The 23,541-nt window shown below is 58.6% G+C and carries 17 protein-coding genes and 1 pseudogene; 8 read left to right on the top strand and 10 right to left on the bottom strand.

Annotated elements, in window-relative coordinates; genetic code table 11:
- Window positions 1–71 precede the first annotated feature (71 nt).
- The gene (locus ACIOWE_RS18640; protein WP_201238662.1) at window positions 72–1,904 is read left to right on the top strand and encodes an ABC transporter ATP-binding protein; all 1,833 of its coding nucleotides are present in this window, start codon (window positions 72–74) and stop codon (window positions 1,902–1,904) included.
- A 354-nt stretch (window positions 1,905–2,258) separates the two neighbouring features.
- A complete protein-coding gene (gene aqpZ, locus ACIOWE_RS18635; RefSeq protein WP_401394278.1) occupies window positions 2,259–2,954 on the top strand; it encodes an aquaporin Z in 696 nt (231 codons plus the stop codon).
- Window positions 2,955–3,065: 111 nt separating this feature from the next.
- On the opposite strand, the gene ACIOWE_RS18630 is transcribed toward aqpZ, so the two are convergent.
- On the bottom strand, window positions 3,066–4,190 hold the full coding sequence (locus ACIOWE_RS18630) for a GNAT family N-acetyltransferase (protein ID WP_401394275.1): 1,125 nt from the start codon (window positions 4,188–4,190) through the stop codon (window positions 3,066–3,068).
- 282 nt (window positions 4,191–4,472) lie between these two features.
- Here ACIOWE_RS18630 and ACIOWE_RS18625 point away from each other — a divergent pair, with 282 nt between their 5' ends.
- On the top strand, window positions 4,473–5,795 hold the full coding sequence (locus ACIOWE_RS18625; protein ID WP_201238665.1) for a putative porin: 1,323 nt from the start codon (window positions 4,473–4,475) through the stop codon (window positions 5,793–5,795).
- Between the two features lie 254 nt (window positions 5,796–6,049).
- Here ACIOWE_RS18625 and ACIOWE_RS18620 read toward each other — a convergent pair whose 3' ends face one another.
- From ACIOWE_RS18620 to aceK, 5 genes are all read right to left on the bottom strand, one after another.
- Complete coding sequence (locus ACIOWE_RS18620) at window positions 6,050–6,289, bottom strand: anti-sigma factor family protein (RefSeq protein ID WP_401394272.1); 240 nt, start codon at window positions 6,287–6,289, stop codon at window positions 6,050–6,052.
- A complete protein-coding gene (locus tag ACIOWE_RS18615) occupies window positions 6,283–6,894 on the bottom strand; it encodes an RNA polymerase sigma factor (RefSeq protein ID WP_401394269.1) in 612 nt (203 codons plus the stop codon). The genes ACIOWE_RS18620 and ACIOWE_RS18615 overlap by 7 nt, the downstream gene beginning before the upstream one ends.
- 135 nt (window positions 6,895–7,029) lie before the next feature.
- A complete protein-coding gene (locus tag ACIOWE_RS18610; RefSeq protein WP_401394266.1) occupies window positions 7,030–8,151 on the bottom strand; it encodes a beta-ketoacyl-ACP synthase III in 1,122 nt (373 codons plus the stop codon).
- A gap of 403 nt (window positions 8,152–8,554) precedes the next feature.
- Window positions 8,555–12,466 (bottom strand): ATP-dependent RNA helicase HrpA, encoded by a 3,912-nt coding sequence (gene hrpA / locus ACIOWE_RS18605; RefSeq protein WP_401394263.1) that lies wholly within the window; start codon window positions 12,464–12,466, stop codon window positions 8,555–8,557.
- Between the two features lie 231 nt (window positions 12,467–12,697).
- Window positions 12,698–14,419, bottom strand: a complete 1,722-nt coding sequence (gene aceK, locus ACIOWE_RS18600; protein ID WP_401394260.1) for a bifunctional isocitrate dehydrogenase kinase/phosphatase — start codon at window positions 14,417–14,419, stop codon at window positions 12,698–12,700.
- Between the two features lie 400 nt (window positions 14,420–14,819).
- Here aceK and ACIOWE_RS18595 point away from each other — a divergent pair, with 400 nt between their 5' ends.
- On the top strand, window positions 14,820–16,445 hold the full coding sequence (locus ACIOWE_RS18595) for a methyl-accepting chemotaxis protein (RefSeq protein WP_401394257.1): 1,626 nt from the start codon (window positions 14,820–14,822) through the stop codon (window positions 16,443–16,445).
- 85 nt (window positions 16,446–16,530) lie between these two features.
- A complete protein-coding gene (locus ACIOWE_RS18590; protein ID WP_401394255.1) occupies window positions 16,531–17,439 on the top strand; it encodes a DMT family transporter in 909 nt (302 codons plus the stop codon).
- A gap of 130 nt (window positions 17,440–17,569) precedes the next feature.
- Here the strand turns inward: ACIOWE_RS18590 and ACIOWE_RS18585 are convergent, their stop codons facing one another.
- Window positions 17,570–18,433 (bottom strand): DMT family transporter, encoded by an 864-nt coding sequence (locus tag ACIOWE_RS18585; RefSeq protein WP_401394252.1) that lies wholly within the window; start codon window positions 18,431–18,433, stop codon window positions 17,570–17,572.
- 449 nt (window positions 18,434–18,882) lie between these two features.
- Between ACIOWE_RS18585 and ACIOWE_RS18580 the strand changes: the two genes are divergently transcribed.
- Together ACIOWE_RS18580 and ACIOWE_RS18575 are read left to right on the top strand one after the other, a co-directional pair.
- Entirely contained in the window at window positions 18,883–19,410 is a 528-nt protein-coding gene (locus ACIOWE_RS18580; protein WP_401394249.1) for a hypothetical protein, read from the top strand.
- Window positions 19,407–19,607, top strand: a complete 201-nt coding sequence (locus tag ACIOWE_RS18575) for a hypothetical protein (RefSeq protein ID WP_201234746.1) — start codon at window positions 19,407–19,409, stop codon at window positions 19,605–19,607. Before ACIOWE_RS18580 ends, ACIOWE_RS18575 begins: the two co-directional genes overlap by 4 nt.
- Window positions 19,608–19,663: 56 nt before the next feature.
- On the opposite strand, the gene ACIOWE_RS18570 is transcribed toward ACIOWE_RS18575, so the two are convergent.
- Both ACIOWE_RS18570 and cysK read right to left on the bottom strand, forming a co-directional pair.
- Window positions 19,664–20,602, bottom strand: coding sequence for an aspartyl/asparaginyl beta-hydroxylase domain-containing protein (locus ACIOWE_RS18570; protein ID WP_401394246.1), 939 nt, complete (start codon window positions 20,600–20,602; stop codon window positions 19,664–19,666).
- Between the two features lie 237 nt (window positions 20,603–20,839).
- The gene (cysK, locus tag ACIOWE_RS18565; protein WP_401394243.1) at window positions 20,840–21,817 is read right to left on the bottom strand and encodes a cysteine synthase A; all 978 of its coding nucleotides are present in this window, start codon (window positions 21,815–21,817) and stop codon (window positions 20,840–20,842) included.
- 126 nt (window positions 21,818–21,943) lie between these two features.
- Between cysK and ACIOWE_RS18560 the strand changes: the two genes are divergently transcribed.
- Window positions 21,944–23,020, top strand: a complete 1,077-nt coding sequence (locus tag ACIOWE_RS18560) for a DUF748 domain-containing protein (RefSeq protein WP_401394240.1) — start codon at window positions 21,944–21,946, stop codon at window positions 23,018–23,020.
- A gap of 10 nt (window positions 23,021–23,030) precedes the next feature.
- On the opposite strand, the pseudogene ACIOWE_RS18555 reads toward ACIOWE_RS18560, so the two are convergent.
- Window positions 23,031–23,285, bottom strand: a pseudogene (locus ACIOWE_RS18555) (hypothetical protein); the annotation flags it as partial.
- Window positions 23,286–23,541 lie beyond the last annotated feature (256 nt).

Genomic DNA, 23,541 nt, shown 5'->3' with positions numbered 1-23,541 from the left:
GAGCGGCGTGAATTCAACCTCACGCCGCTCACACCGATAAAAGGAGAGCCCGTACTCCGGGCGGTTATCTGATGCTCTATCGCCGTTTCGAACAACTGATCGACATATTCCGTGAAGCCCCGACGGCGTCTCCGCCGGACCGCGTTCTCCCTTTCTATACCTATTACCTGAAGCAGGTCTGGCCGAGTTTCGCCGCTCTGCTGGTGGTCGGTCTGTTTGCCGCACTGATCGAAGTGGCGCTGTTCAGTTACCTGAGCCGTATCATCGACCTGGCCCAAGGCACACCCAATCCGAATTTCTTCAGCGACCACGCCCTCGAACTGACGTGGATGCTGGTCGTTGCACTGGTATTGCGGCCGATCTTCTTCGGCCTGCACGACTTGCTGGTGCATCAGACATTGAGCCCGGGCATGACCAGCATGATCCGCTGGCAGAACCACAGTTATGTGCTCAAGCAGAGTCTGAACTTCTTCCAGAACGACTTCGCCGGACGCATCGCCCAACGCATCATGCAGACCGGCAACTCGCTGCGTGACTCGGCGGTGCAAGCGGTGGATGCGCTGTGGCATGTGGTGATCTACGCGATCAGCTCGCTGGTGCTGTTCGCCGAGGCCGACTGGCGCCTGATGATCCCGCTGCTGACGTGGATCGCCGCGTACATCGGCGCGTTGTATTACTTCGTGCCACGGGTGAAGGATCGCTCGGTGGAAGCCTCCGACGCGCGCTCGAAACTGATGGGCCGGATCGTCGACGGCTACACCAACATCGCCACGCTGAAGCTGTTCGCCCATACCAATTTCGAACAGCACTACGCAAAAGAAGCCATCGAAGAACAAACGGTCAAGGCGCAAATGGCCGGCCGCGTGGTCACGAGCATGGACGTGGCGATTACCGCCATGAACGGCTTGTTGATCGTCGGCACCACTGCGCTGGCGTTGTGGTTGTGGACGCAATCGTTGATCAGCGTCGGCGCCATCGCCCTGGCGACCGGCCTGGTGATCCGCATCGTCAACATGTCCGGCTGGATCATGTGGGTGGTCACCGGCATCTTCGAAAATATCGGCATGGTCCAGGACGGTCTGCGGACCATCTCGCAACCGGTCAGCGTCACCGATCACGAACAGGCCAAACCGCTGGATGTGGCCCGTGGCGAAGTGCGTTTCGAGCACGTGGATTTTCACTACGGCAAGAAGCAAGGCATCATCGGCGACCTCAATCTGAACATCAAACCGGGTGAAAAAATCGGTCTGATCGGGCCGTCCGGCGCCGGCAAATCGACGTTGGTCAACTTGCTGTTACGCCTTTACGACGTCGAAGGCGGGCGGATCTTGATCGACGGGCAGAACATCGCCGAAGTCGGCCAGGAAAGCCTGCGTGCACGCATCGGCATGATCACCCAGGACACTTCGCTGCTGCACCGTTCGATCCGCGACAATTTGCTGTATGGCAAACCCGACGCAACGGATGCAGAGCTTTGGGACGCCGTGCACAAGGCCCGTGCCGATGAGTTCATTCCGTTGCTGTCGGACGCTGAAGGCCGTACCGGCTTCGATGCGCATGTGGGTGAACGCGGAGTGAAGTTGTCAGGCGGCCAGCGTCAGCGCATCGCGATTGCCCGGGTGCTGCTCAAGGACGCGCCGATCCTGATCATGGACGAAGCGACCTCGGCGCTGGACTCGGAGGTCGAAGCGGCGATTCAGGAAAGCCTGGAAACCCTGATGCAGGGCAAAACCGTGATCGCGATTGCCCACCGCCTCTCGACCATCGCGCGGATGGATCGGCTGGTGGTGCTGGAAAACGGCAAGATCGCCGAGAGCGGCACACATGCAGAGCTGCTGGCGCATCGCGGTTTGTATGCGAGGCTGTGGGCACACCAGACCGGGGGGTTTGTCGGGATCGACTAACCGTTCTCTCCGCCACAAAATCCGGGAGCCTTTGTGGCGAGGGAGCTTGCTCCCGCTGGACAGCGAAGCTGTCCCAAAACCATTCCACCCGTTTGTGTCAGATATTTCCGGTTGGCAGGTTTTGCGACTGCTGCGCAGTCGAGCGGGAGCAAGCTCCCTCGCTACAGATTATTTATTCATCTCAAAACCGCCACAGCCCGCCAACCACGGGCGCTGGCGGTTTTTTTGTGGGCGCTGGAAATCGGCAAAATCCCTGCTGTACTCAGCCTAGGCTCCAGCACAGAGCCTGTCGTAAAACTGCAGGGATGCACCACTCGATGCAGTCTCGATAGTACGCCTATCAAGGACTCTCTCATGTCTCTGTTCAAACGTTCAGTTACTGAGTTGTTGGGTACGTTCTGGTTGGTTTTGGGCGGTTGTGGCAGTGCGGTTATCGCCGCGTCTTCACCTTTGGGAATCGGGGTGCTGGGGGTGGCCCTGGCGTTTGGTTTGACGGTGCTGACCATGGCGTTCGCCATTGGCCACATCAGCGGTTGTCACCTGAACCCGGCAGTGTCGGTCGGGTTGGTGGTCGGCGGTCGGTTTCCGGCAAAAGAACTGCCCGCCTACATCATCGCTCAGGTGCTCGGCGCGATCCTCGCGGCAGCGCTGATCGCCCACATCGCCAGCGGCAAGGAAGGCTTCGACATCGCCGCCGGCCTGGCGTCCAACGGTTATGGCGAACACTCTCCCGGCAAGTATTCAATGGCCGCAGGGTTCGTCACGGAACTGGTGATGACCGCGATGTTTGTGATCATCATTCTGGGCGCCACCGATAGACGCGCTCCAGCGGGGCTGGCACCGATTGCCATCGGGCTGGCCCTGACGCTCATTCACCTGATCTCGATTCCAGTGACCAACACCTCGGTCAACCCGGCGCGCAGCACTGGCCCGGCGCTGATGGTGGGCGGCTGGGCGATCGCGCAATTGTGGATGTTCTGGGTCGCGCCGCTGATTGGCGCGGTGATTGGCGGCGGGATCTACCGCTGGCTGGGCAAAGAAGAAACCTGAAGCCACGGAAATCCCTTTGTAGGAGTGAGCCCGCTCGCGATAGCGGTCTGCCTGACAGTAATGAGGTAACTGACAGACCGCTATCGCGAGCAGGCTCACTCCTACTGGGATCTACGTCTGACGGTAGGGCAAGGCTGTGCGCGCCTCTTCGGCATAGGCAAGGATGCCAGCGCGTTCCTGCTGGAGGAAATCTTTCACCGCCGCTTTCAATCCCGGATGACGCAGGTAGTGCCACGAATGGGTGATAACCGGTTCAAAACCGCGAATCAGCTTGTGCTCGCCTTGAGCGCCGGCATCGAAGCGCTGAAAACCGTTGGCGATCGCGTAGTCCATGCCTTGATAAAAACAGGTCTCGAAGTGCAGTCGATCGAACTCTGCGAGGCAACCCCAATAGCGTCCGTAAAAACTGTCACCACCGACCAGACTGAACGCCATCGCCACCGGCCGTGAGCCCTGTTTGGCCAGCACCACACGAATCGCCTCGGGCATGCGCTCGGCCAGCAGACTGAAAAATTCCCGGGTCAGGTACGGCGTTTGTCGCCGCACCGCGTAGGTGTTGGCGTAGCAGGCGTAGACGAAATCCCATTGCGCCTCGTCCAGTTCGCGCCCGTCCAGCCATTCGAACTCGAAGCCCTGCCCCGCCACTTGCTCGCGCTCCTTGCGCATCTGCTTGCGCTTGCGCGAACTGAGCACGTCGAGGAAATCCTGAAAGTCGCGATAACCGCGATTTTGCCAGTGGTACTGACAGCCTATGCGCTGCAGCCAACCCGGCTGTTCGGACATTGCCGCATCGGTAAACGGGTCGGTGAAATTGATGTGCGCGCTGGAGAGCCCTTCGATTTCGAGATAACCCGGCAGACTCTTGAGCAACTCGAAACCGTCCTCGACGTTAGCCGCCAAAAGCCGCGGCCCGCTGACCGGACTGAACGGCACCGCCGTCAACAGCTTGGGGTAGTAATCGATTCCGGCACGGGCGCAAGCATCGGCCCAGCCATGATCGAAGACGTACTCGCCATAGGAATGCCACTTGCGATAACTGGGCAGCGCCGCGATCAATCGCCCCTCTTCGAAGTGCAGCAAGTGCTCGGGTTGCCAACCGGTGTGGGGGCCAACGCTGCCACTGTCTTCCAATGCACTGAGAAAGCCATGACGCAGAAACGGCTGAGTGTCGGGCACCAGCGCGTCCCACGTCGCCGGAGCGATTTCTGACAGATTTTGCAGGCATTGCAACGGCATCAACGAGCTCTCCACAACTGGGTTTCAGCGCCGGGCGAGTATCGCCGATTGCGCTGCATTGCACACCCGCAATCGGCCGACAGCGCTCTAGATCAATAGTTCACGGCAAACGTGAACCGTCATCAACCTGCCATCACTGTGCCACTGCTCTGTCATAAACCATCGCGATACTGGCGCCTGTTTTTAGAGCGCCGGGTTCTACCCGGACACTGTTTTCCGACCTTCAACTGTCGGTTGTGCCCAGGATGGTTCAGCCATCCCCTCTCATCTTCGGAGATTGCTATGCGTCTTGCTTCCACGAAAACTGCGGCGGCCCTGTGCGGTGGCCTGTTGCTGGCCATGAGTGTTCCGGCCAGTGCTGCAGTCGACGCCAAACTGCTCGACATGCTCAAGGCTAACGGTTCGATTTCACAGGCGCAGTACATTGAACTGCAAACTGAACTGGCCAAGGATCAGAAGGCTCAGCAAATCGCGCAGCAGGCGCAGCAAGAGACCAACGAACAAGTCGCGGCTGTCGCGAAGAAGACCACCGAACAAAGCGCCTTCGACCAGAAACTGGCCTGGGCCGCCAAGACCCAGTTCAAGGGCGACGTGCGTTTCCGTCAGGAAACCATCAAGATCGATGGCGAACCGAACAACGGCGGCCGCGACAAGGACCGTCAGCGTATCCGTGCCCGCCTCGGTGCCTACACCGAGATCAACCCGCAAGTCGACACCGGCATCCGTATCGCCACCGGCGGCGGCGACGATGCCCGCTCGACCAACCAGGACCAGGACAACTACTTCGACAAGAAGCAGATCTGGCTCGACCTCGGCTACATCGATTACCACCCTGATCAGATCAAGAACCTGCACATCATCGGCGGCAAGATGCTGCAACCGTGGGTGAGCATGGGCGACGTGATCTGGGATAGCGACATCAACCCGGAAGGTCTGGCCGTTACCTACAAATACCCACTGGGCAGCAGCGCCGAACTGTTCGGTAGCCTGGGTAACTACAACCTCAAGGACAACGTCGACGGCGATGGCGTGCAATTCCGTCACGACCTGCGTCTGACGTCCGGCCAGTTGGGTAGCCGCTTCAACATCACCGACAATCTGAAAGTGACCCTGGGCGGCAGCATCTACGCTTACCAGAACGATGATGACAGCCGCTGCACCGGCACTTCCACGCCGTGCGCCCTGGCGGTCAACGGCAACTCGGCGAACAACGAATTCCGTCTGTATGAAGGGTTCAGCCAGGTCGACATCGGTGGTCTGCCGATGCCACTGTCGTTCTACGGTCAGTACGTGAAGAACAACGATGCCGTAACCGATCAGGACACCGCATGGCTGGTCGGCGCCAAGTCGAAAGTCTTCGGCCTGAACCTCGATTACAACTATCGTGACGTGCAGCGCAATGCTGTGGTCGGCGCCTTCACCGACTCCGACTTCGCCAACGGCACCACCGGTTCGCGCGGTCACAAGTTCAAGGTCGGTTATGACATCGACAAGAACTTCGCCATCGGCGCGACCTACTTCCTGACCAAGGCAGACTTCGCCAGCCGTACCCAGCGCGATGCAGACGCCAACACCCTGCAGCTGGATGCGGAAGCCAAGTTCTGATCAAGCAGCTGCAAGCTTCGAGCCTAAAGCTGCAAGTCAGCGCATGACTTGCTGCTTGAGGCTTGGCGCTTGAAGCTGATCTTCTTTAGTCTGGGGCGGGCGGGGCGATCCCATCATCCGTTCGTTTCGCTCGCGCCGGGCTATTTTCTGCAGGATGCAAAAAACCCCTGTAGGAGCTGCCGAAGGCTGCGATCCTTTGATCTTGAGTTCTATGAACAAGAGCAAGATCAAAAGATCGCAGCCTTCGGCAGCTCCTACAGGGGCTTGTCTTTACGGCGCTGTTCGGCCAGATGTTCGGCCAGCGCATCAACGTTTTCTACAGGCTCTTCCGGCATTGCCTTCAAGGTGGCTTGCATCAAACGCATCTGACGGATGAAACGCCGACAGTTTGGGCAAAACATCAGGTGATGACGCACCATCAGCTTCTCGCGAAAGCTCAATTGGTCATCGAGATAATCGCTGGAGCGCGCTACTTGTTCCTTACAGGTCAACATTCCCCGGTCTCCTCAAAATGCTCCACGGTCGCGAAGACTTTCAGCCGCGCACGATGCAGCAGCACTCGGACATTGGAGAGCGAGATCTCCAGAAGATTACAGATCTCTTCCAGTTCAAGGCCCTGACGTTCGCGCAGCAACAAAACGCTGCTTTGCAGTTCCGACAGGCTTAGCAACGTGTGCTCCAGGCACTCGCGCAACTCGCTTTCGGTCAGCAGTGCTTCCGGGGTGTCCTGATGCCAGGCGAAAGGCGCCACCAGCCAGTGGCCATCGCCGGGAGAAAAGCGGTCGTCGTCGATCGTGCCATGGGGCGATGGCAAATCATCCATCAACACTTCGCGGCGATTCTGTTTGTAACGACTTTTAGCGGAGTTGGCGGTGATGGTCAGCAGCCAGGTCTTGAGACTCGAGCGACCTTCGAAGCTGGCGATGTGGCGCACCACCGACAGCCAGGCGTCCTGTACCACTTCCTCGACATGACGCTGGCCGACAATCGCGTAGGCGACGGCGCGCATGGCGCTCTGATACGTCGTGACCAGTTCCTTGAAAGCCTTTTGCTCACCGGCCAGCAGGCGTGCAAGCAGTTGGTTATCGTCAGCCGCCATCCAAAATCCCCTTTTCCCGATTCCGAAAATAATAGCGGCAGGTTTTCACCTGCCGCCAATTCCGAAAAATTACAACGTTTGAGCCGATTCGGATGTAGGAAAAGTCAACGCAGTTAAGCGGAAATTAAACCAATTTCAACGCTTGCGCAGAATCACGCTACCGATCGAGTAACCTGCACCGAACGAACTCAACACTGCCAGCGAACCACTGGCCAGATCATCCTGATACTTGTGGAAAGCAATTACCGAGCCTGCGGAGCTGGTGTTGGCGTAGGTGTCGAGGATCACCGGTGCTTCTTCTTCGGTAGCCTCGCGGCCCAGCAGTTTGCGCACGATCAGGTGGTTCATGCTCAGGTTGGCCTGGTGCAGCCAGAAGCGCTTGACGTCGCCGACGTTGAGCTTGTTCTCCTCCAGATGCGCACCGATCAGTTCGGCCACCATCGGGCAGACATCCTTGAACACCTTGCGGCCTTCCTGCACGAACAGTTTGTCGCGGGCACCAACGCCCTCTTCCGCCGCGCGATTGAGGAAACCGAAGTTGTTGCGGATGTTGTTGGAGAACTTGGTCAGCAGTTTGGTGCTGACAATGTCAAATTGGTGCTTGGAAGTCGCGGTATCAGCGCGCTCGATGATCACCGCAGTCGCGGCGTCGCCGAAGATGAAGTGGCTGTCGCGGTCACGGAAGTTCAGGTGACCGGTGCAGACTTCCGGGTTGACCATCAGGATCGCCCGGGCCTGGCCCAATTGCACCGTGTTGGCGGCTTGCTGGATACCGAAAGTGGCCGACGAGCAGGCCACGTTCATGTCGAAACCGAAGCCTTGAATGCCCAACGCTTCCTGGACTTCGATGGCAATGGCCGGGTAGGCACGTTGCAGGTTGGAGCAGGCGACGATCACGCCGTCGATGTCAGCGGCGGTTTTGCCGGCGCGCTGCAAGGCTTGTTCGGCAGCGCCGATGGCCATCTGGCAGAGTACCGACCATTCGTCGTTGGAGCGCTCCGGCAGACGCGGGGCCATACGCTGCGGATCAAGAATGCCGTCCTTGTCCATGACAAAGCGGCTCTTGATGCCTGAGGCTTTTTCGATGAAAGCGGCGCTGGATTCAGTCAGGGCCTGGATTTCGCCGCTGGCGATGGCGTCGGCGTTGTCCGCGTTGAACTGCGCGACGTAGGTATTGAAAGACTGCACCAGCTCTTCGTTGGAGATGCTGTTGGCCGGGGTGTACAGGCCGGTGCCGCTGATGACGACGTTATGCATGGTCGTTTCTCTAATCTGTTCAGGCAGAAAGTGCTGGAACCGTCGTACCAACACACAAAGGGTCTATTCCCATCAGGGGGACGCAAACCTGGCATCGCTTTATTCCGCTTCGTGACCGCGCCAAAGGCTCTGGGTCGCGAAACCGGCATTTATGGTCGCGAAGTTTGCCATAAAGCCGAGGTTTTGGCCCCTTTCTCAACTTCAACACCCGCTCCACATGGGAGCGAGCCTGTGTGGCGAGGGGATTTATCCCCGATCGGCTGCGAAGCAGTCGCCAAACAATCACACTCATTTCAACTGAAGGACTGAGATGATCGATTTTGGGGCGGCTTCGCCACCCATCGGGGATAAATCCCCTCGCCACAAAAGCCGCCCCCACAAGAGGAGTTGCGTATCCTCAAGATCACGGTTCGACCTGGGTCCATTGCTTATTCAGGCGTTTGTCGGAGATCGGCACTTTCGTCCCCAATTGCTGGGCGAACAGCGACACCCGGTATTCCTCCATCCACCAGCGGTACAACTCAAGCTGCGGATCGCGCTTGCCTTCCTGCGCATGCTTGGCCGCGCGAGCCTGGTATTGCGCCCAGAGCCCGGCGAGTTCGCCGCTCCAGACACGATCCTTCTGCACCTGCGCACCGAGCTTTTCGAAACGCTGCTCGACTGCTTTCAGATAACGCGGCAGCTCTTTAAGCCACTGCATCGGCGTTTCCCGGACAAACCCCGGATAAACCAGATTGTTGATCTGTTGCTTGATGTCGTTCAACGCCACGGCTTGCGCCAGATCGATCTTGCCCTTGAAGCGCTTTTGCAGACCATGCCAGAGCTTGAGGATTTCCAGTGTCAGGCGTGCCACGCGCTCGGCATGCTCGGTCCAGTTGCCGCGTTTGCGTTCAGCCAGAGCCGCCAAACCGGCGCCATCTCGCGGCAACGGGTCTTCACCTTCAAGAATGCAACTGTCGAGGCTGGCCAGCAGAATATCTTCGACCAGCGCATCGACCCGGCCCAACTCGCGGTACAGCAAGCCCAGTTCGGTCTGCCCCGGCAACTTGCCACGCAGGAACTTGGCCGGCTCGGCCAGTTGTTGCATCAACAGACGCTGCAACGCACGACGATGCTGGAACTCGGCTTCGGCCGGGGTCGAGAAGCGCCCTTCCTTGACCGTGCCGCCCTCTTCCACCAGCGCCGGATAGACCGTCATCGACAGCCCGGCGATCTTCTGTTGAGTCTTTTCCGCCACTGGCGCAAAGACCTTGGCTTCCACCGGCTGCTGACTTTTCGCGCTCTGCGGCACCGCCAACGCCGCCTGACTGGCTTCGGCAAAACGTGCGGTCAACTCGGCTAGATCACGTCCTTCGCCGAGGAATTTGCCCTGGCCATCGACGATTTCCAGGTTCATCCGCAGATGCCCTTCGACGCCTTGCTCGGCTTCCGCCCACGCCTCATCGCTGACCCGCGCACCGGTCATGCGCAGCAGTTCACGGCCCAACGCCTGCGGCAATGAACCGTCGGCAAACGTCATGCGTTGCAACGCGGCTTTGATGAAGTCCGGCACCGGCACGAAGTTTTTGCGCAGTGCCTTCGGCAAGTTACGCACCAGCGCGATGCACTTGGCCTCGATCAGCCCCGGCACCAGCCACTCCAGACGCTCCGGCGGCAGCATCGGCAGCAGCGGCGCCGGCACGCGCAGGGTCACGCCGTCACGCGGGTGATTGGGTTCGAAATGATAGGTCAGCGCCAGTTCCAGATCGCCGATGTGCAGGGTGTCCGGGTAATCCCGCGCAGTGACTTCACTGGCCTCGCGGGCCAGCACGTCTTCTTCGCGCATGATCAGCAATTGCGGATCTTTCTGGCTGTTGATGCGATACCAGCTGTCGAACGTCGCCGTCTGGTGAATCTCTGCCGGCAGCCGCGCATCGTAGAAGGCGTAGAGGGTTTCTTCGTCGGCGAGAATGTCGCGGCGACGGGCCTTGGCCTCAAGTTCGTCGAGCTGTTCCAGCAGTCGCTGGTTGGCGCTCAGGCACTTGGCTTTCGACTGGATCTCGCCACGCACCAGGCCTTCGCGGATGAACAACTCGCGGGAAACTACCGGATCGACCGGGCCGTAATGCACCGGCCGACGGCCGACCACGATCAGTCCGAACAGAGTGATCTGCTCAAACGCCACGACCTGGCCGCGCTTCTTCTCCCAGTGCGGTTCGAAGTGGTTTTTCTTGATCAGGTGACCGGCCAGCGGCTCGATCCAGTCGGCGTCGATCTTGGCGACCATGCGCGCGTACAGCTTGGTGGTTTCCACCAGTTCGGCGGTCATCAGCCATTGCGGGCGTTTCTTGCCGATGCCCGACGACGGATGAATCCAGAAACGCCGCTGACGCGCGCCAAGGTAATCGCCGTCCTCGGTTTTCTGGCCGATCTGGCTGAGTAGGCCGACCAGCACCGCTTTGTGCAATTTCGGGTAATCCGCCGGTTCTTTATTCAGGCTCAACTGCATGTCGCGGCAGATCAGGCTCAACTGGCGATGGGAATCACGCCACTCGCGCAGACGCAGGTAATTGAGGAAATTCTTGCGGCACCAGTTACGCAGCGGGCTCGCGGTCAGGGCCTGGCGTTGCTCTTCAAAACCGCGCCACAGATTGACCAGTCCGGCGAAGTCGGAATCAGTGTCCTTCCATTGCGCGTGAGCCTGGTCGGCGGCTTGCTGGCGCTCCGGCGGACGTTCACGCGGATCCTGAATCGACATGGCGCTGGCGACAATCAGCACTTCTTGCAGACTGCCGAGCTTCGCCGCTTCGAGCAACATGCGGCCCATGCGCGGATCCACCGGCAGGCGCGCCAGTTGCCGGCCCAGTGGCGTCAGTTGACTGTTGCGATCCACCGCCGAGAGTTCTTGCAGCAGGTTGAAACCGTCACTGATCGCCTTTCCATCCGGCGGCTCGATAAACGGGAACGCGGTGATTTCGCCGAGACGCAGATGGAGCATCTGCAAAATGACCGCGGCGAGGTTGGTGCGCAGAATCTCCGGATCGGTAAATTCCGGACGGCCGAGGAAATCTTCTTCGCTATACAAGCGAATGCAGATGCCCGGCTCGACCCGACCACAACGGCCCTTACGCTGGTTGGCGCTGGCCTGGGAAATCGCCTCGATCGGCAAGCGCTGGACTTTCGCACGGTAGCTGTAACGGCTGATGCGCGCGGTGCCGCTGTCGATCACGTAGCGGATGCCCGGCACGGTCAGCGAGGTCTCGGCAACGTTGGTCGCCAACACCACTCGACGGCCCGGGTGCGACTGGAAAATCCGCTGTTGTTCGGCCGGCGACAGGCGTGCATACAGCGGCAGAATTTCAGTGTGTTTGAGCTGGGCTTTACGCAGCATGTCCGCCGCATCGCGGATCTCGCGCTCGCCGGGCAGGAACACCAGCACATCGCCGGGACTGCGGCGTTCGCTGCGCTCATAAGCGGCGATTTCATCGAGGGTGGCGAGGATCGCCTGATCCACGGTCAGGTCGTCTTCGACGCGGTTGCCCTCTTCGTCCTGCTCAAGCGTCAGCGGGCGATACCAGGTGTCCACCGGGAAAGTGCGGCCGGACACCTCGACAATCGGCGCGTCATCGAAATGTTTGGAGAAGCGCTCCAGATCGATGGTCGCCGAGGTGATGATGACCTTCAGGTCCGGACGGCGCGGCAGCAGGGTTTTCAGGTAACCGAGCAGGAAATCGATGTTGAGGCTGCGTTCGTGTGCTTCGTCGACGATGATTGTGTCGTAGCGTTCCAGATACCGGTCATTCTGGGTTTCCGCGAGCAAAATGCCGTCGGTCATCAATTTGATCAGCGTATTGGAATCGCTCTGATCTTCGAAACGTACTTGATAGCCGACCAGCGCCCCGAGTGGCGTGGCAAGTTCTTCGGCGACGCGGCTGGCGACACTGCGCGCTGCGATCCGCCGTGGCTGGGTGTGACCGATCAGGCCATGCTGGCCGCGACCGATTTCCAGACAGATCTTCGGCAACTGCGTGGTTTTACCCGAACCGGTCTCACCGGCAATGATCAGCACCTGGTGCTTTTCCAGCGCAGCCTTGATTTCGTCACGCTTGGCGGCGATCGGCAGGCTGTCGTCGTAACGAATCACCGGCAGACTGGCGCGGCGCGCCAACACTTGATCGCAGGACGCCTGCATGCGCGTCACCCACTGGGCCAGCTTGGCTTCGTCGGGTTTCTTGCGCAGCTCAAGCAACTGCCGCCGCAGCCGGTGGCGGTCGGCAAGCATGGCGTGATCGAGGTTTTTCAGCAGTTTGTCGATGGAGGGCGATTCGTCGGTCATCGGGTACGCAATTCGGTCGTCTATTTGTGCAGGGGGCGGATTGTCGCAGATTTGCGGCACTGAACACGACTGCGAGGTGCTCTTGTGGCGAGGGGATTTATCCCCGATCGGCTGCGCAGCAGTCGCCGACTGGCTATCAAAGTCGATCTGGGGCGTCTGAGTTGAATGGTTTTGGGGGGCTTCGCACCCCATCGGGGATAAATCCCCTCGCCACAATGTGTTCAGGGGGAGTTATTCGTTATCGAGGCCCTTGCGGCGGTATGGGAAGACGTCGATGACTTTCCCCGCCCGGATCGCCTCCTGCAAACCCTTCCAGTAATCGGCGTTGTACAACTCGCCATGCAACTGATCGAACAACTTGCGCTGCGCCGAATCGGCGAACAGGAACGGCGGAAACTCCTCGGGAAATACATCCAGCGGCCCGATCGAATACCACGGCTCGGAGGCCATTTCGTCCTCCGGGGTACGCGGTGCCGGGATATGGCGAAAGTTCGCCTCGGTCAGAAAACAGATCTCGTCGTAGTCGTAAAACACCACCCGCCCGTGGCGAGTGACACCGAAGTTCTTCAGCAGCATGTCGCCGGGAAAGATGTTCGCCGCCGCCAGTTGCTTGATCGCCAAACCGTAGTCTTCCAGCGCCTCACGCACTTGCGCTTCGTTGGCGTTCTCCAGGTACAGGTTGAGCGGCGTCATCCGCCGCTCGGTCCAGCAGTGGCGGATCAGCACGGTATCGCCCTCCACCGAGACCGTCGACGGTGCGACTTCGAGCAATTCCTCAAGGCACGCCGGATCGAACTTGCTCAGCGGAAAGCGGAAATCGGCAAACTCCTGGGTATCGGCCATGCGCCCTACCCGGTCGACACTTTTCACCAGTCGGTACTTCTCGATCACCGTGGCACGGTCGACGTTTTTCGACGGCGAAAAACGGTCCTTGATGATCTTGAACACCGTGTTGAAGCCCGGCAGTGTGAAAACACTCATGACCATGCCGCGCACGCCCGGAGCCATGATGAACTGGTCGTCGGTGTTGGCCAGATGATTGATCAGCGCGCGATAAAACTCGGATTTACCGTGCTTGTAGAAGCCAATGGAGGTGTACAACTCGGCAATGTGCTTGCCCGGCAGAATGCGCCGCAGAAAGCCAATGAACTCCGCCGGCACCGGCACATCGACCATGAAATACGAACGGGTGAACGAGAAGATGATCGACACGTCGGCTTCGTCGGTGATCAACGCATCGATCTGAATTCCGCGGCCCTCGCGGTGCAACAGCGGAATCACCAGCGGCCATTGCTCGTCGCGGGTGTAGATGCGCCCGACCAGATACGCGCCCTTGTTGCGGTACAGCACCGAAGAAAACAGCTCGACGCTCAGCTCCGGATCCTTGCACACCCAGTCCGGCAGGTTTTCGCGCAGTTGCGCTTCGAGCCGGCGCAGGTCGCCCGGCAAATCGGCGTAATCCTCGCTGAAACGGTAATCGGCAAAAATGCTCGCGAGCATCCCCGACAACTGGCCTTGCGGTTTGTAGGTGCGGGTTTGCGCGGCGCGGGCACGGCGCAGACTCGGACGCGTGGTGTGGATGAACATGCAGCCGTCGCTGATCAGGTCATGACTGAACAGCCCACAGAAAATCGAGTTGTACCAGGTCTCAGACAGTTCATCGTCGAAGCGCAGGTCGATGACGCTGATGTAGGCGCTTTTCACCAGCGGCCAGCAGCTGACATTCATCAGCGCTTCGTCAGCGAAATACTCGCGCAGGCGGGCGATGGTTTCGCTGACCTTTTCTTCGTAGAGGTTGATCCGCGCCGCCGACGCGGTTTGTGTCTCCTGCCAGCGGGCCTGCTCGAAACGCTCCCGGGCACCGTCGGTGATCCGGCGGAAATGCTCGCGGTAATCATCAAAGCCATCGAGGATCATGCGGGCGATATCGGTGGCTGGCCATTGTTGCGGCATAGATGAGACCTCTGCGTGCATGTGGAAATCTGTGCCTGAGCTTAGCCACGGAACCGTGCGCAGGTGAAGTGCAATTTCTGCCAAATCCACGGCAGACCTGTACAGCGACACTTTTTTTATCAAAGTTTTTTTTAATCGACCGTTCGGTCAATAAACAGCCTTTCAGACGCTTTCTACAGCCAGCCGCCAGCCCACGGATTCTCTGGCTTTCGGATCCAATCCGGCATTGAACTCTCTAGCTCGCGCCTTGGCAGCAGGTGCGATGCCATGTCTGGAGTGTGTCCGGATTGGTCTTACCAAAATGATGGCACTTTGATATACAGCCCGCCATTACCCGCCTGACAACAAGATCCTCGGTCCACGAGGACGACCTCTCCCTCAAAGATCAAGGAGCACATTGATGTCTATCCGGAATCTGCGCATAGGTTTGCGCGCCAGTTTGAGTTTTGCCGTGTTAGCCGGCCTGCTGGTCGTGGTCGGCCTGTTCGGCCTCGGTCAAATGAAAACCCTGCGCGAAAGTGCGACAGTGATTGAAGAATCGTGGATGCCCAGCATCGAAAGCATTCATGACGCGGCGGCCAACATCGCCAGCATCCGCCTCGAATCCCTGCGGTTGATCGCCAACCCCGAAGCGGCGAGTCGTGAAAAAAGCAAAGGTATTATCAAGGCGCAGCGCGAAGAATTGCTCAAGCGCTTCAGTGATCACAAAACCCTGATTACCAGTGATCAGGAAGACGCCCTGCTCAAGGCTTTGAGTGCAGCCGCGGGCAAATACCTGAGCATCCTCGATCAGATCATCAAGCAGACCGACGCCGGCCAGACCGAGCAGGCGCTCGCCCTCCTGAACACTGAACTGGCGCCGCAGGGCTCGGTGCTCGATGTCACACTGGAGCAGATGATCACCCTCAATCAGCAAGGTGCCGACACCGCCGCCGACGCTGCGGCGGCCATGTACGAGCGCGCACTGTGGATTGTCGGCAGCATCATTGTCATCGCACTGCTGGCGACGCTGCTGCTGGCCTGGCAGCTGACTCGCAGCATCACCACACCGATCAATCAGGCCCTGAACGTGGCACGCAAAATTGCCGCTGGCGACCTCAGCGGCCAGATCGTCAGCGAAGGCAAGGATGAAGCGGCGCAGTTGCTCGACGCCCTGGCCGAGATGCAGATGAACTTGCGCTCGACCATTCGCGGTATCAGCGAGTCGGCGCAGCAACTGGCTTCCGCTGCCGAGGAAATGAGTTCGGTGATGGAGCAAAGCACCCGTGGCCTGCAACAGCAAAACGATCAGATCGAACAGGCTGCCACTGCCGTTACCGAGATGAGCACGGCGGTGGATGAAGTCGCGGCCAATGCGGTGTCCAGCGCCGAAGCGTCGCAAGCCTCGAACGAAGACAGTAAGCACGGGCATGTCCAGGTCAGTGAAACCATCAGCTCGATTCAGGAACTGGTCGGCGCAGTGCTCGGTGCCTCGGAGCAAGCCGAGGGCCTCGCCACTCAGGCTCAGGACATCAGCAAAGTACTCGAGGTGATTCGCGGCATCGCCGGGCAGACCAACCTTCTGGCGCTCAACGCAGCGATTGAAGCGGCGCGGGCCGGTGAAGCCGGGCGCGGGTTTGCGGTGGTCGCCGATGAAGTGCGCTCGCTGGCGCAACGCACGCAAAACTCCACCGAAGAAATCGAGCTGATGATCACCAGCATCCAGCACGGCACCGGCGCGACGGTCAGCGCGCTGCAAAGCAGTGCCGAACAGGCCGGGCAGACATTGCGTCGCGCCAACAGCGCCGGGCAGGCGCTGGAGAAAATCACCGCGTCGATTTCGCAGATCAACCAGCGCAACCTGGTCATCGCCAGCGCCGCCGAGCAACAGGCGCTGGTGGCGCGCGAGGTCGATGAAAATCTGGTGAACATCCGCGATCTCTCGACGCAAACCGCCGCCGGCGCCACGCAGACGTCTGCCGCGAGCCAGGAACTATCGCGTCTGGCAGTCGACCTGAACGGGTTGGTCACGCGGTTTGTGATTTAAGCGGAAAGTTAAATGCCTGATTAGCGGTTGCCATCGTCAGGGCGCTCGGCAACACTCTCGTCCCGATCTAGGAAGGAGACTCGTCGTGAGCCCAGTCGATATTTTCCGTATGTTGTCGCTGGCGGCCATCTGGGGCGCGAGTTTTCTGTTCATGCGCATTATTGCGCCGGTGATCGGCACGATTCCGACGGCGTTTTTTCGCGTGTCGATCGCTGCCGTCGGCCTGCTGGTGATCCTCGGACTGATGCGCATCAGTTGGGATTTCAAAGGCAAACTGAAAACCGTGATGTTGCTCGGGGTGATCAACTCGGGGATCCCGGCGACGCTGTATTCGGTGGCGGCCCAGGTGCTGCCGGCGGGTTACTCGGCGATTTTCAATGCCACTACGCCGCTGATGGGCGTGTTGATTGGCGGCTTGTTCTTCAGTGAAAAACTCACCGTCGCGAAATTGACCGGCGTGTTCCTCGGCTTGTTCGGTGTCGGCGTACTCACGCGCGCAGGCCCGGTGGCTTTCGATCTGGAGTTGTTGATGGGCGCCCTCGCCTGCCTGCTCGCCACCACATGCTATGGCTTCGCCGGTTTCCTCACCCGGCGCTGGCTGGATCAAAGTGGTGGGCTCGACAGTCGACTCTCGGCGGTCGGCAGCATGCTCGGTGCTTCGCTGTTTCTCCTGCCGTTATTCATCTACAGCGTGATCACTGCGCCACCGGCAAGCTGGGGCGGCTGGAATGTCTGGCTGTCGCTGCTGGGCCTGGGGTTGGGCTGCACCGCGTTTGCCTACATCATTTACTTCCGCCTGCTCAGCTCCATCGGCCCGGTGAAGTCGATGACCGTGACCTTCATGATCCCGGCATTCGGCGTGTTGTGGGGGGCGTTGTTGCTGGATGAGCCGCTGTCGATGGCGCATCTGTATGGCGGCGTGTTGATTGCGCTGGCGTTGTGGCTGGTGTTGAAACCGGCGGTGGTGAAGCCTTCTGCAGCGACAGCCCAATGATTTTGCGGTGCTGATCAATCCATATTCGCGAGCAGGCTCGCTCCCACATTGGATCTGGGTCGCAGCATAGATCCCTGTGGGAGCGAGCCTGCTCGCGATGGCGGCCGAACAGCCGCCATCAGTCTGTAGGTCAGCCGGTTTTACGGAAAACGAACGCCAGACCGACAATGATCAACAGCATCCCGAGCACGCTCAACGCGGCCAGGCGATTGCCGAAAATCAGATAGTCCATCACCGCCGTCACCGCCGGCACCAGATAGAACAGACTGGTGACATTCACCAGATTTCCCCGTGCGATCAGGCGATACAGCAACAGCGTCGCCAGCACCGACACCACCAGCCCCATCCACAACACCGGCACGATGAAGCCGACGCTGTGTTCGAAGTGAAACGGCTGGAACGGCACGAAGATCCCGCAGAGCAACAGACCCGCCAGATACTGCACCGGCAACGTTCCGAGGGGATTGTCGGTGATGCGTTTCTGCATGATCGAGCCCAGCGTCATGCTCGCCAGCGCCAGCAAGCCAAACAGCATCCCCGCCCAGGACATCCCGGCCAGACCGATGCCTTGGTAGACCACCATGATCAGCCCGGCCAACCCCAGCGCCAGACCAAATATCCGGCTCGCCGAGCGCTGCCGCTCCATCAATACCACCGTGAGAATCGGCTGCACGCCCATGATGGTCGCCATCACTCCTGGGGTGACTTTGGTGTTGAGCGCGAGCAGATAAAAAATCTGATAAGCGCCCAACAACACCACACCCGTGGCGATCGCAAACAGCATCGGTTTGCCGCCCTTTGGCAGTTTCAACTTGAGCAACGGCGCCAGCAGCAGCAGCCCGCACAGGGCAATGACAAAACGGATCAGCAGAAAGGCAAAGGGCGACGCGTGCGCCAGGCCCCATTTGGAGAAGATCGCCCCGCTGCTCCACAGCAGAACGAACAGGCTCGTGGACGCCGCCGCGAGCGCGGTTTTTTTCGAAAGGACCAACATGGATACCACCTGTAGTCAGGCACAAAGCCAACTCAGCCGAAGCTGAAATTCAGTAGGTTTTTCAGGCGGGCACAGGGTTCAGCAGAAACTGCCGATCAGCCCGAAACGCCAACGCCCGGCGGTGATACGACTGCGCACACCGGCGTGCTACTGACAGGTGGGGGGTAGTGACTGATCTGCTTTGGCTGCTGATTCCCGCACGGCACGACGTCAGCGCTGACCGCTGAATCGACTACCGCGTTGATGAGGAATGCAGGCATTTGGGCAGATCTTCTTGAAGGCTTAGGAGGTGAGTCGTGCGACTCACGAGCGCCGACTATAACCAGCGTGGGACATGGATTGCAATGATTTGGGCAAAGGGCCTGTAGCGACAGCTGAGTCGGAGCTTAATAGGCTGGTGAGCAACGGCTACACCTATCGATGGGGAGACATGGAATGCTCGAAATCATATGCCAAGAGAACGGACGTATTTGCGGTATCAGTTGTATCGGTCAGAGGCGAGAAAGGCGGCTAGTATCACCACCAAGAGAATGCTTTTTCATGAGGGAGCAGACTTTTCGAAAATACGCTTCGAACCCATCGATACTCAGGCAATAAGTGCTTTTGAGCTTTGGGATAATCCGCATTTTTCCTGGGGAGAGGTCGCCACCTGGAAGACCCGAGAACCCTTGTCTCTGGATGTCGCGATCTGGTTTGAACAAGAGCTTTGCGGGCTGTGTTTTGTCATTCCAAACAATAGCCGTCAGCGAATTCGAATCGTGCGGCTTGAGGGAAGGCCAGGGGAAGCGCATCCACTTAAAAACCGTATCGCGGCGTTGGCGATGTTGGCCATTGACGAATTTGCCCAAATTATTGGCAGCAGATTGATTGAAGTTCAGGAGCCCATGCAAGGAGCCATTCCGAAATATAGGCAGCTCGGCTTCACATTTGATTTGGATGGCCGCCTTGTGCTCGCAGTGGAGGGTAAAGTATTGTGAAAACTGTTCAATTAATGATCAGCGAGGGCAAAAAAATGCGTAAAGATGTTAAAAAAGCACCCTCAAAGAAGGGACCACGCAAAGCCGATGAAAAGCTGGGTGATTTCGTGTTATCCACCAACCAGCGACGATTTCTGCAAGTTCTTGTCGATGGTATTGACGTGGATGAACCCAACGTTCTCGCTGGACGGCGCTGATTCGCAGTCAATAAAAACCGCTCACAAGGAGCGGTTTTTTATTACAACATCCAGCCTCAACCAAACAGCCAATACCCCAACAACGTCAACACCACCACTGCCAGCACCGGCCGCAGAACACGGTAGGCCTTCGGGTTACGGCGCTTCCACTGTTTGACCACGCCGCTGAACTTGTCACTGAAGTTCTTGCTCCAGGCGTAGGCCTGGTTGATTCCGCCGACACGTTCGTCGTCGAGGTTCTGCGGTGCGGTTGCGCGGCCGAGCCAGCCACTGATGAAGCGGTTGATGCGGGTCATGACGCGGTTGCTCAGCGGTCGCTCGATGTCGCAGAACAGGATGACGCGGGTCTTGTCGGTTTCGTTCTTGACCCAATGCACATAGGTCTCGTCGAACATCACATCCTCGCCATCGCGCCAGGCGTAAACCTGGCCATCGACGAAGATGCGGCAATCGTCGGAGTTTGGTGTCGACAGACCGAGGTGATAACGCAGGGAACCGGCAAACGGATCGCGATGCGGGTTGAGGTGGCTACCGCCCGGCAACAGCGCAAACATGGCTCCTTTGACGTTGGGAATCGCACTGACCAGCGCTACGGTTTTCGGGCACAGGGCTTCTGCCGATGGTAACGGTTTGTCATACCACTTGAGGTAGAAACGCTTCCAACCCTTCTTGAAGAACGAGCCAAAACCGGCGTCGTTGTTCTTTTCCGCCGCGCGAATATAGCCCTCGTCGAACAGGTGCATGGCTTCGTCGCGAATGGTTTCCCAGTTATCGCGCAGCACATCCAGTTCAGGGAACTTGCTGCGGTCCAGATAGGGTTTGGACGGCACGCCGGAGAACAGGTACATCAGGGCATTGTACGGCGCGAACAGCGCCGAATGGTTGACGAACTGGCGCAGCACCGGCAGGCGCGCCTTGCCGCGCAAATGCACGTAAAGGATGCTGCCCACAAACAGCAGCAACACCAACACCTTGGCGGCTAACGAAAAGGTCATCAACGACTCCTTGAATAAAGACAACACTGCGCAATGCCCTTTACCCGGCATGGCAGCCGGCCATGATAAACACTACCGGCCCGGGGAAAAACCCGTTCAACCTAATATTCAGTGTTAAGGATTGCGCAATAAAGCATTTATTAACATAAGGGTCCTGAACGGGGGCTGACCTGAGTCAAAGATCAAAAGATCGCAGCCTACGGCAGCTCCTACACTGCGACCCTTTGATTTACCCGATTACTGCTGGTTTTCCTGTTCGGTGAACAGGTCGCTGAACAACATGCTCGACAGATAACGCTCTCCGGAGTCCGGCAGGATCACGACAATGGTCTTGCCCTGCATTTCCGGGGTTTCTGCCAGGCGCACGGCAACCGCCATCGCTGCACCGCAGGAAATGCCGCACAAGATCCCTTCTTCCTGCATCAGACGCAGGGCCATCGCCTTCGACTCTTCGTCGGTAACCTGCTCGACCCGGTCGACCATGGTCAGGTCCAGATTCTTCGGTACGAAACCGGCGCCGATGCCTTGAATCTTGTGTGGTGCCAGAGGTTTCGCCTCTTCCCCCGCCAGCGTCTGTGTGATCACCGGCGACAACACCGGCTCAACCGCCACCGAGAGAATCGGTTTGCCCTGGGTATTCTTTATATACCGCGAAACACCGGTAATCGTTCCGCCAGTGCCGACGCCAGCCACCAGCACATCGACTGCGCCATCGGTGTCGTTCCAGATTTCCGGGCCGGTGGTTTTTTCGTGGATGGCCGGGTTGGCCGGATTGTCGAACTGCGCCGGCATGAAGTACTTGTCCGCGTCGCTGGCGACAATTTCGGCAGCTTTCTCGATGGCGCCTTTCATGCCTTTGGTCGGCTCGGTCAGCACCAGTTCGGCACCCAATGCCTTGAGGACTTTGCGGCGCTCGATGCTCATCGAGGCCGGCATGGTCAACATCAGTTTGTAACCACGGGCGGCGGCGACGAAAGCCAGACCGATGCCGGTGTTGCCCGACGTTGGCTCGACGATGGTCATGCCCGGCTTGAGTTTGCCGCTGCTTTCGGCGTCCCAGATCATGTTGGCGCCGATCCGGCATTTCACCGAATAACCGGGGTTGCGCCCCTCGATCTTGGCCAGGATGGTCACGCCACGTGGCGCGATGCGGTTGATCTGCACCAGCGGCGTATTACCGATGGAATGGGCGTTGTCAGCAAAAATACGGCTCATGGCTGGGTCCTTATGCAGCGTTGAATTCAGCGCCCAAGGTATGCCTGTTGACCATTGCAGTCCAGTCGGGTCGAACGTCTGCGGCCATGGGCAGTCAATCGTTTACATCGTTCGGGAATTGCCGTCATGAAGCGTCGCTACAGCTGGCCATTAGGGATTGTCGCCGTCATCGTCGTGTTGCTGATTGCCCTGCACATCGCCCTGCCTTATGTGGTGCGCGATTACCTCAACGACAAGTTGGCGAACATGGGCGACTACCGTGGCCAGATCACCGACGTCGACCTGGCGCTGTGGCGCGGCGCGTACAGGATCAATGGCTTGAAAATCGTCAAAACCGACGGCAAGGTTCCGGTACCGTTCGTCGACGCACCATTGATTGATCTCGCCGTCAGTTGGCATTCACTGTGGTACGACCACGCAGTGGTGGCGCAGGTGAAGTTCGTCCAGCCTCAGGTGAACTTCGTCGATGGCGGCGCCAACAAGCAAAACTCGCAGACGGGTAAAGGCACCGACTGGCGGGCGCAACTGGGCAAACTGCTGCCGATCACACTCGACGAAGTGCAGATCAGCGATGGCAAAATCAGCTTCCGCAACTTCAACTCCCAGCCACCGGTGAACATGAATGCAACCAACGTCGAGGCGAGCATTTACAACCTGACCAATGTGGTCGACAAACAGGGGAAGCGTGACGCGCGCTTCGAAGGCAAGGCCCTGCTGCTGGGCCATGCACCGCTGGAAACCACTGCCACCTTCGATCCGTTGAGCAACTTCGAAGATTTCCAGTTCCGCTTGCGTGCTCGTGACATCGAACTCAAAAGCATGAACGACTTCGCTTCGGCCTACGGCAAGTTCGACTTCAACGCCGGCCATGGCGACGTAGTCATCGAGGCCCAGGCGAAAAAAGCCCAGGTCAGCGGTTACATCAAACCACTGCTGCGCGACGTCGAAGTGTTCAACTGGCAGCAGGACGTGGAAAACAAGAACAAGAGCATCTTCCGCTCAGTCTGGGAAGCACTGGTGGGCGGCACGGAAACCGTGCTGAAGAATCAGGCGAAAAACCAGTTCGCCACCAAGGTCGAACTCAGTGGGAATGTGCATCAGCAAAATATCAGCGCGTTCGAAGCTTTTTTGCAGATTTTGCGTAATGGCTTTATTCAGGCCTTCAATGCGCGATATGAACGGCCTAAACCGGATGCGGGTTAGGGTTTGAAGGTGAAAATGCATCCAGGTAAAGAGTGTCTGCACCGATTTGAATATCCGGGGCCAGCCATTCAACTGACCAGCCATCATCGGCCAGACAAGCAGTCGCAAAGACTTTCGGATCGAGTAATGGATTTAGCCCTGGATAAATATGGATATCCCGATTCAGATCGACTTTCACTTGTTGGCCATTGATAAAGGTCAGTGCCAGCAGGAAACCTGAATGTGCAGTGACCGCTGACAAGCGGGGGCGTTTCATGGGTGACATATATTAGAACCTTGGAGTGGACGCGACGGGTCTGCTTCGCAGCCCAGCGGGAGCAAGCTCCCTCGCCACAGAAAGCCCTCTTGTCGCGGATAATACGGTGCGCCCAGACGTTATCGCCGAATCGACGAAGTAAAAGTACTGGCCAACCGCCGAGACTGAGTCAACATGTGACGCCCCATTCAGAGACTGAATAAGCCGTCTGCGTTCACAGTCGACCAGCGTGCGCGTTATAGTCGGGCATCCGATTATTTCGCCC

Source organism: Pseudomonas sp. NPDC087598, from assembly GCF_044743525.1.
Taxonomy (GTDB): domain Bacteria; phylum Pseudomonadota; class Gammaproteobacteria; order Pseudomonadales; family Pseudomonadaceae; genus Aquipseudomonas.
This window is presented reverse-complemented; position numbering and strand designations above follow the sequence as displayed.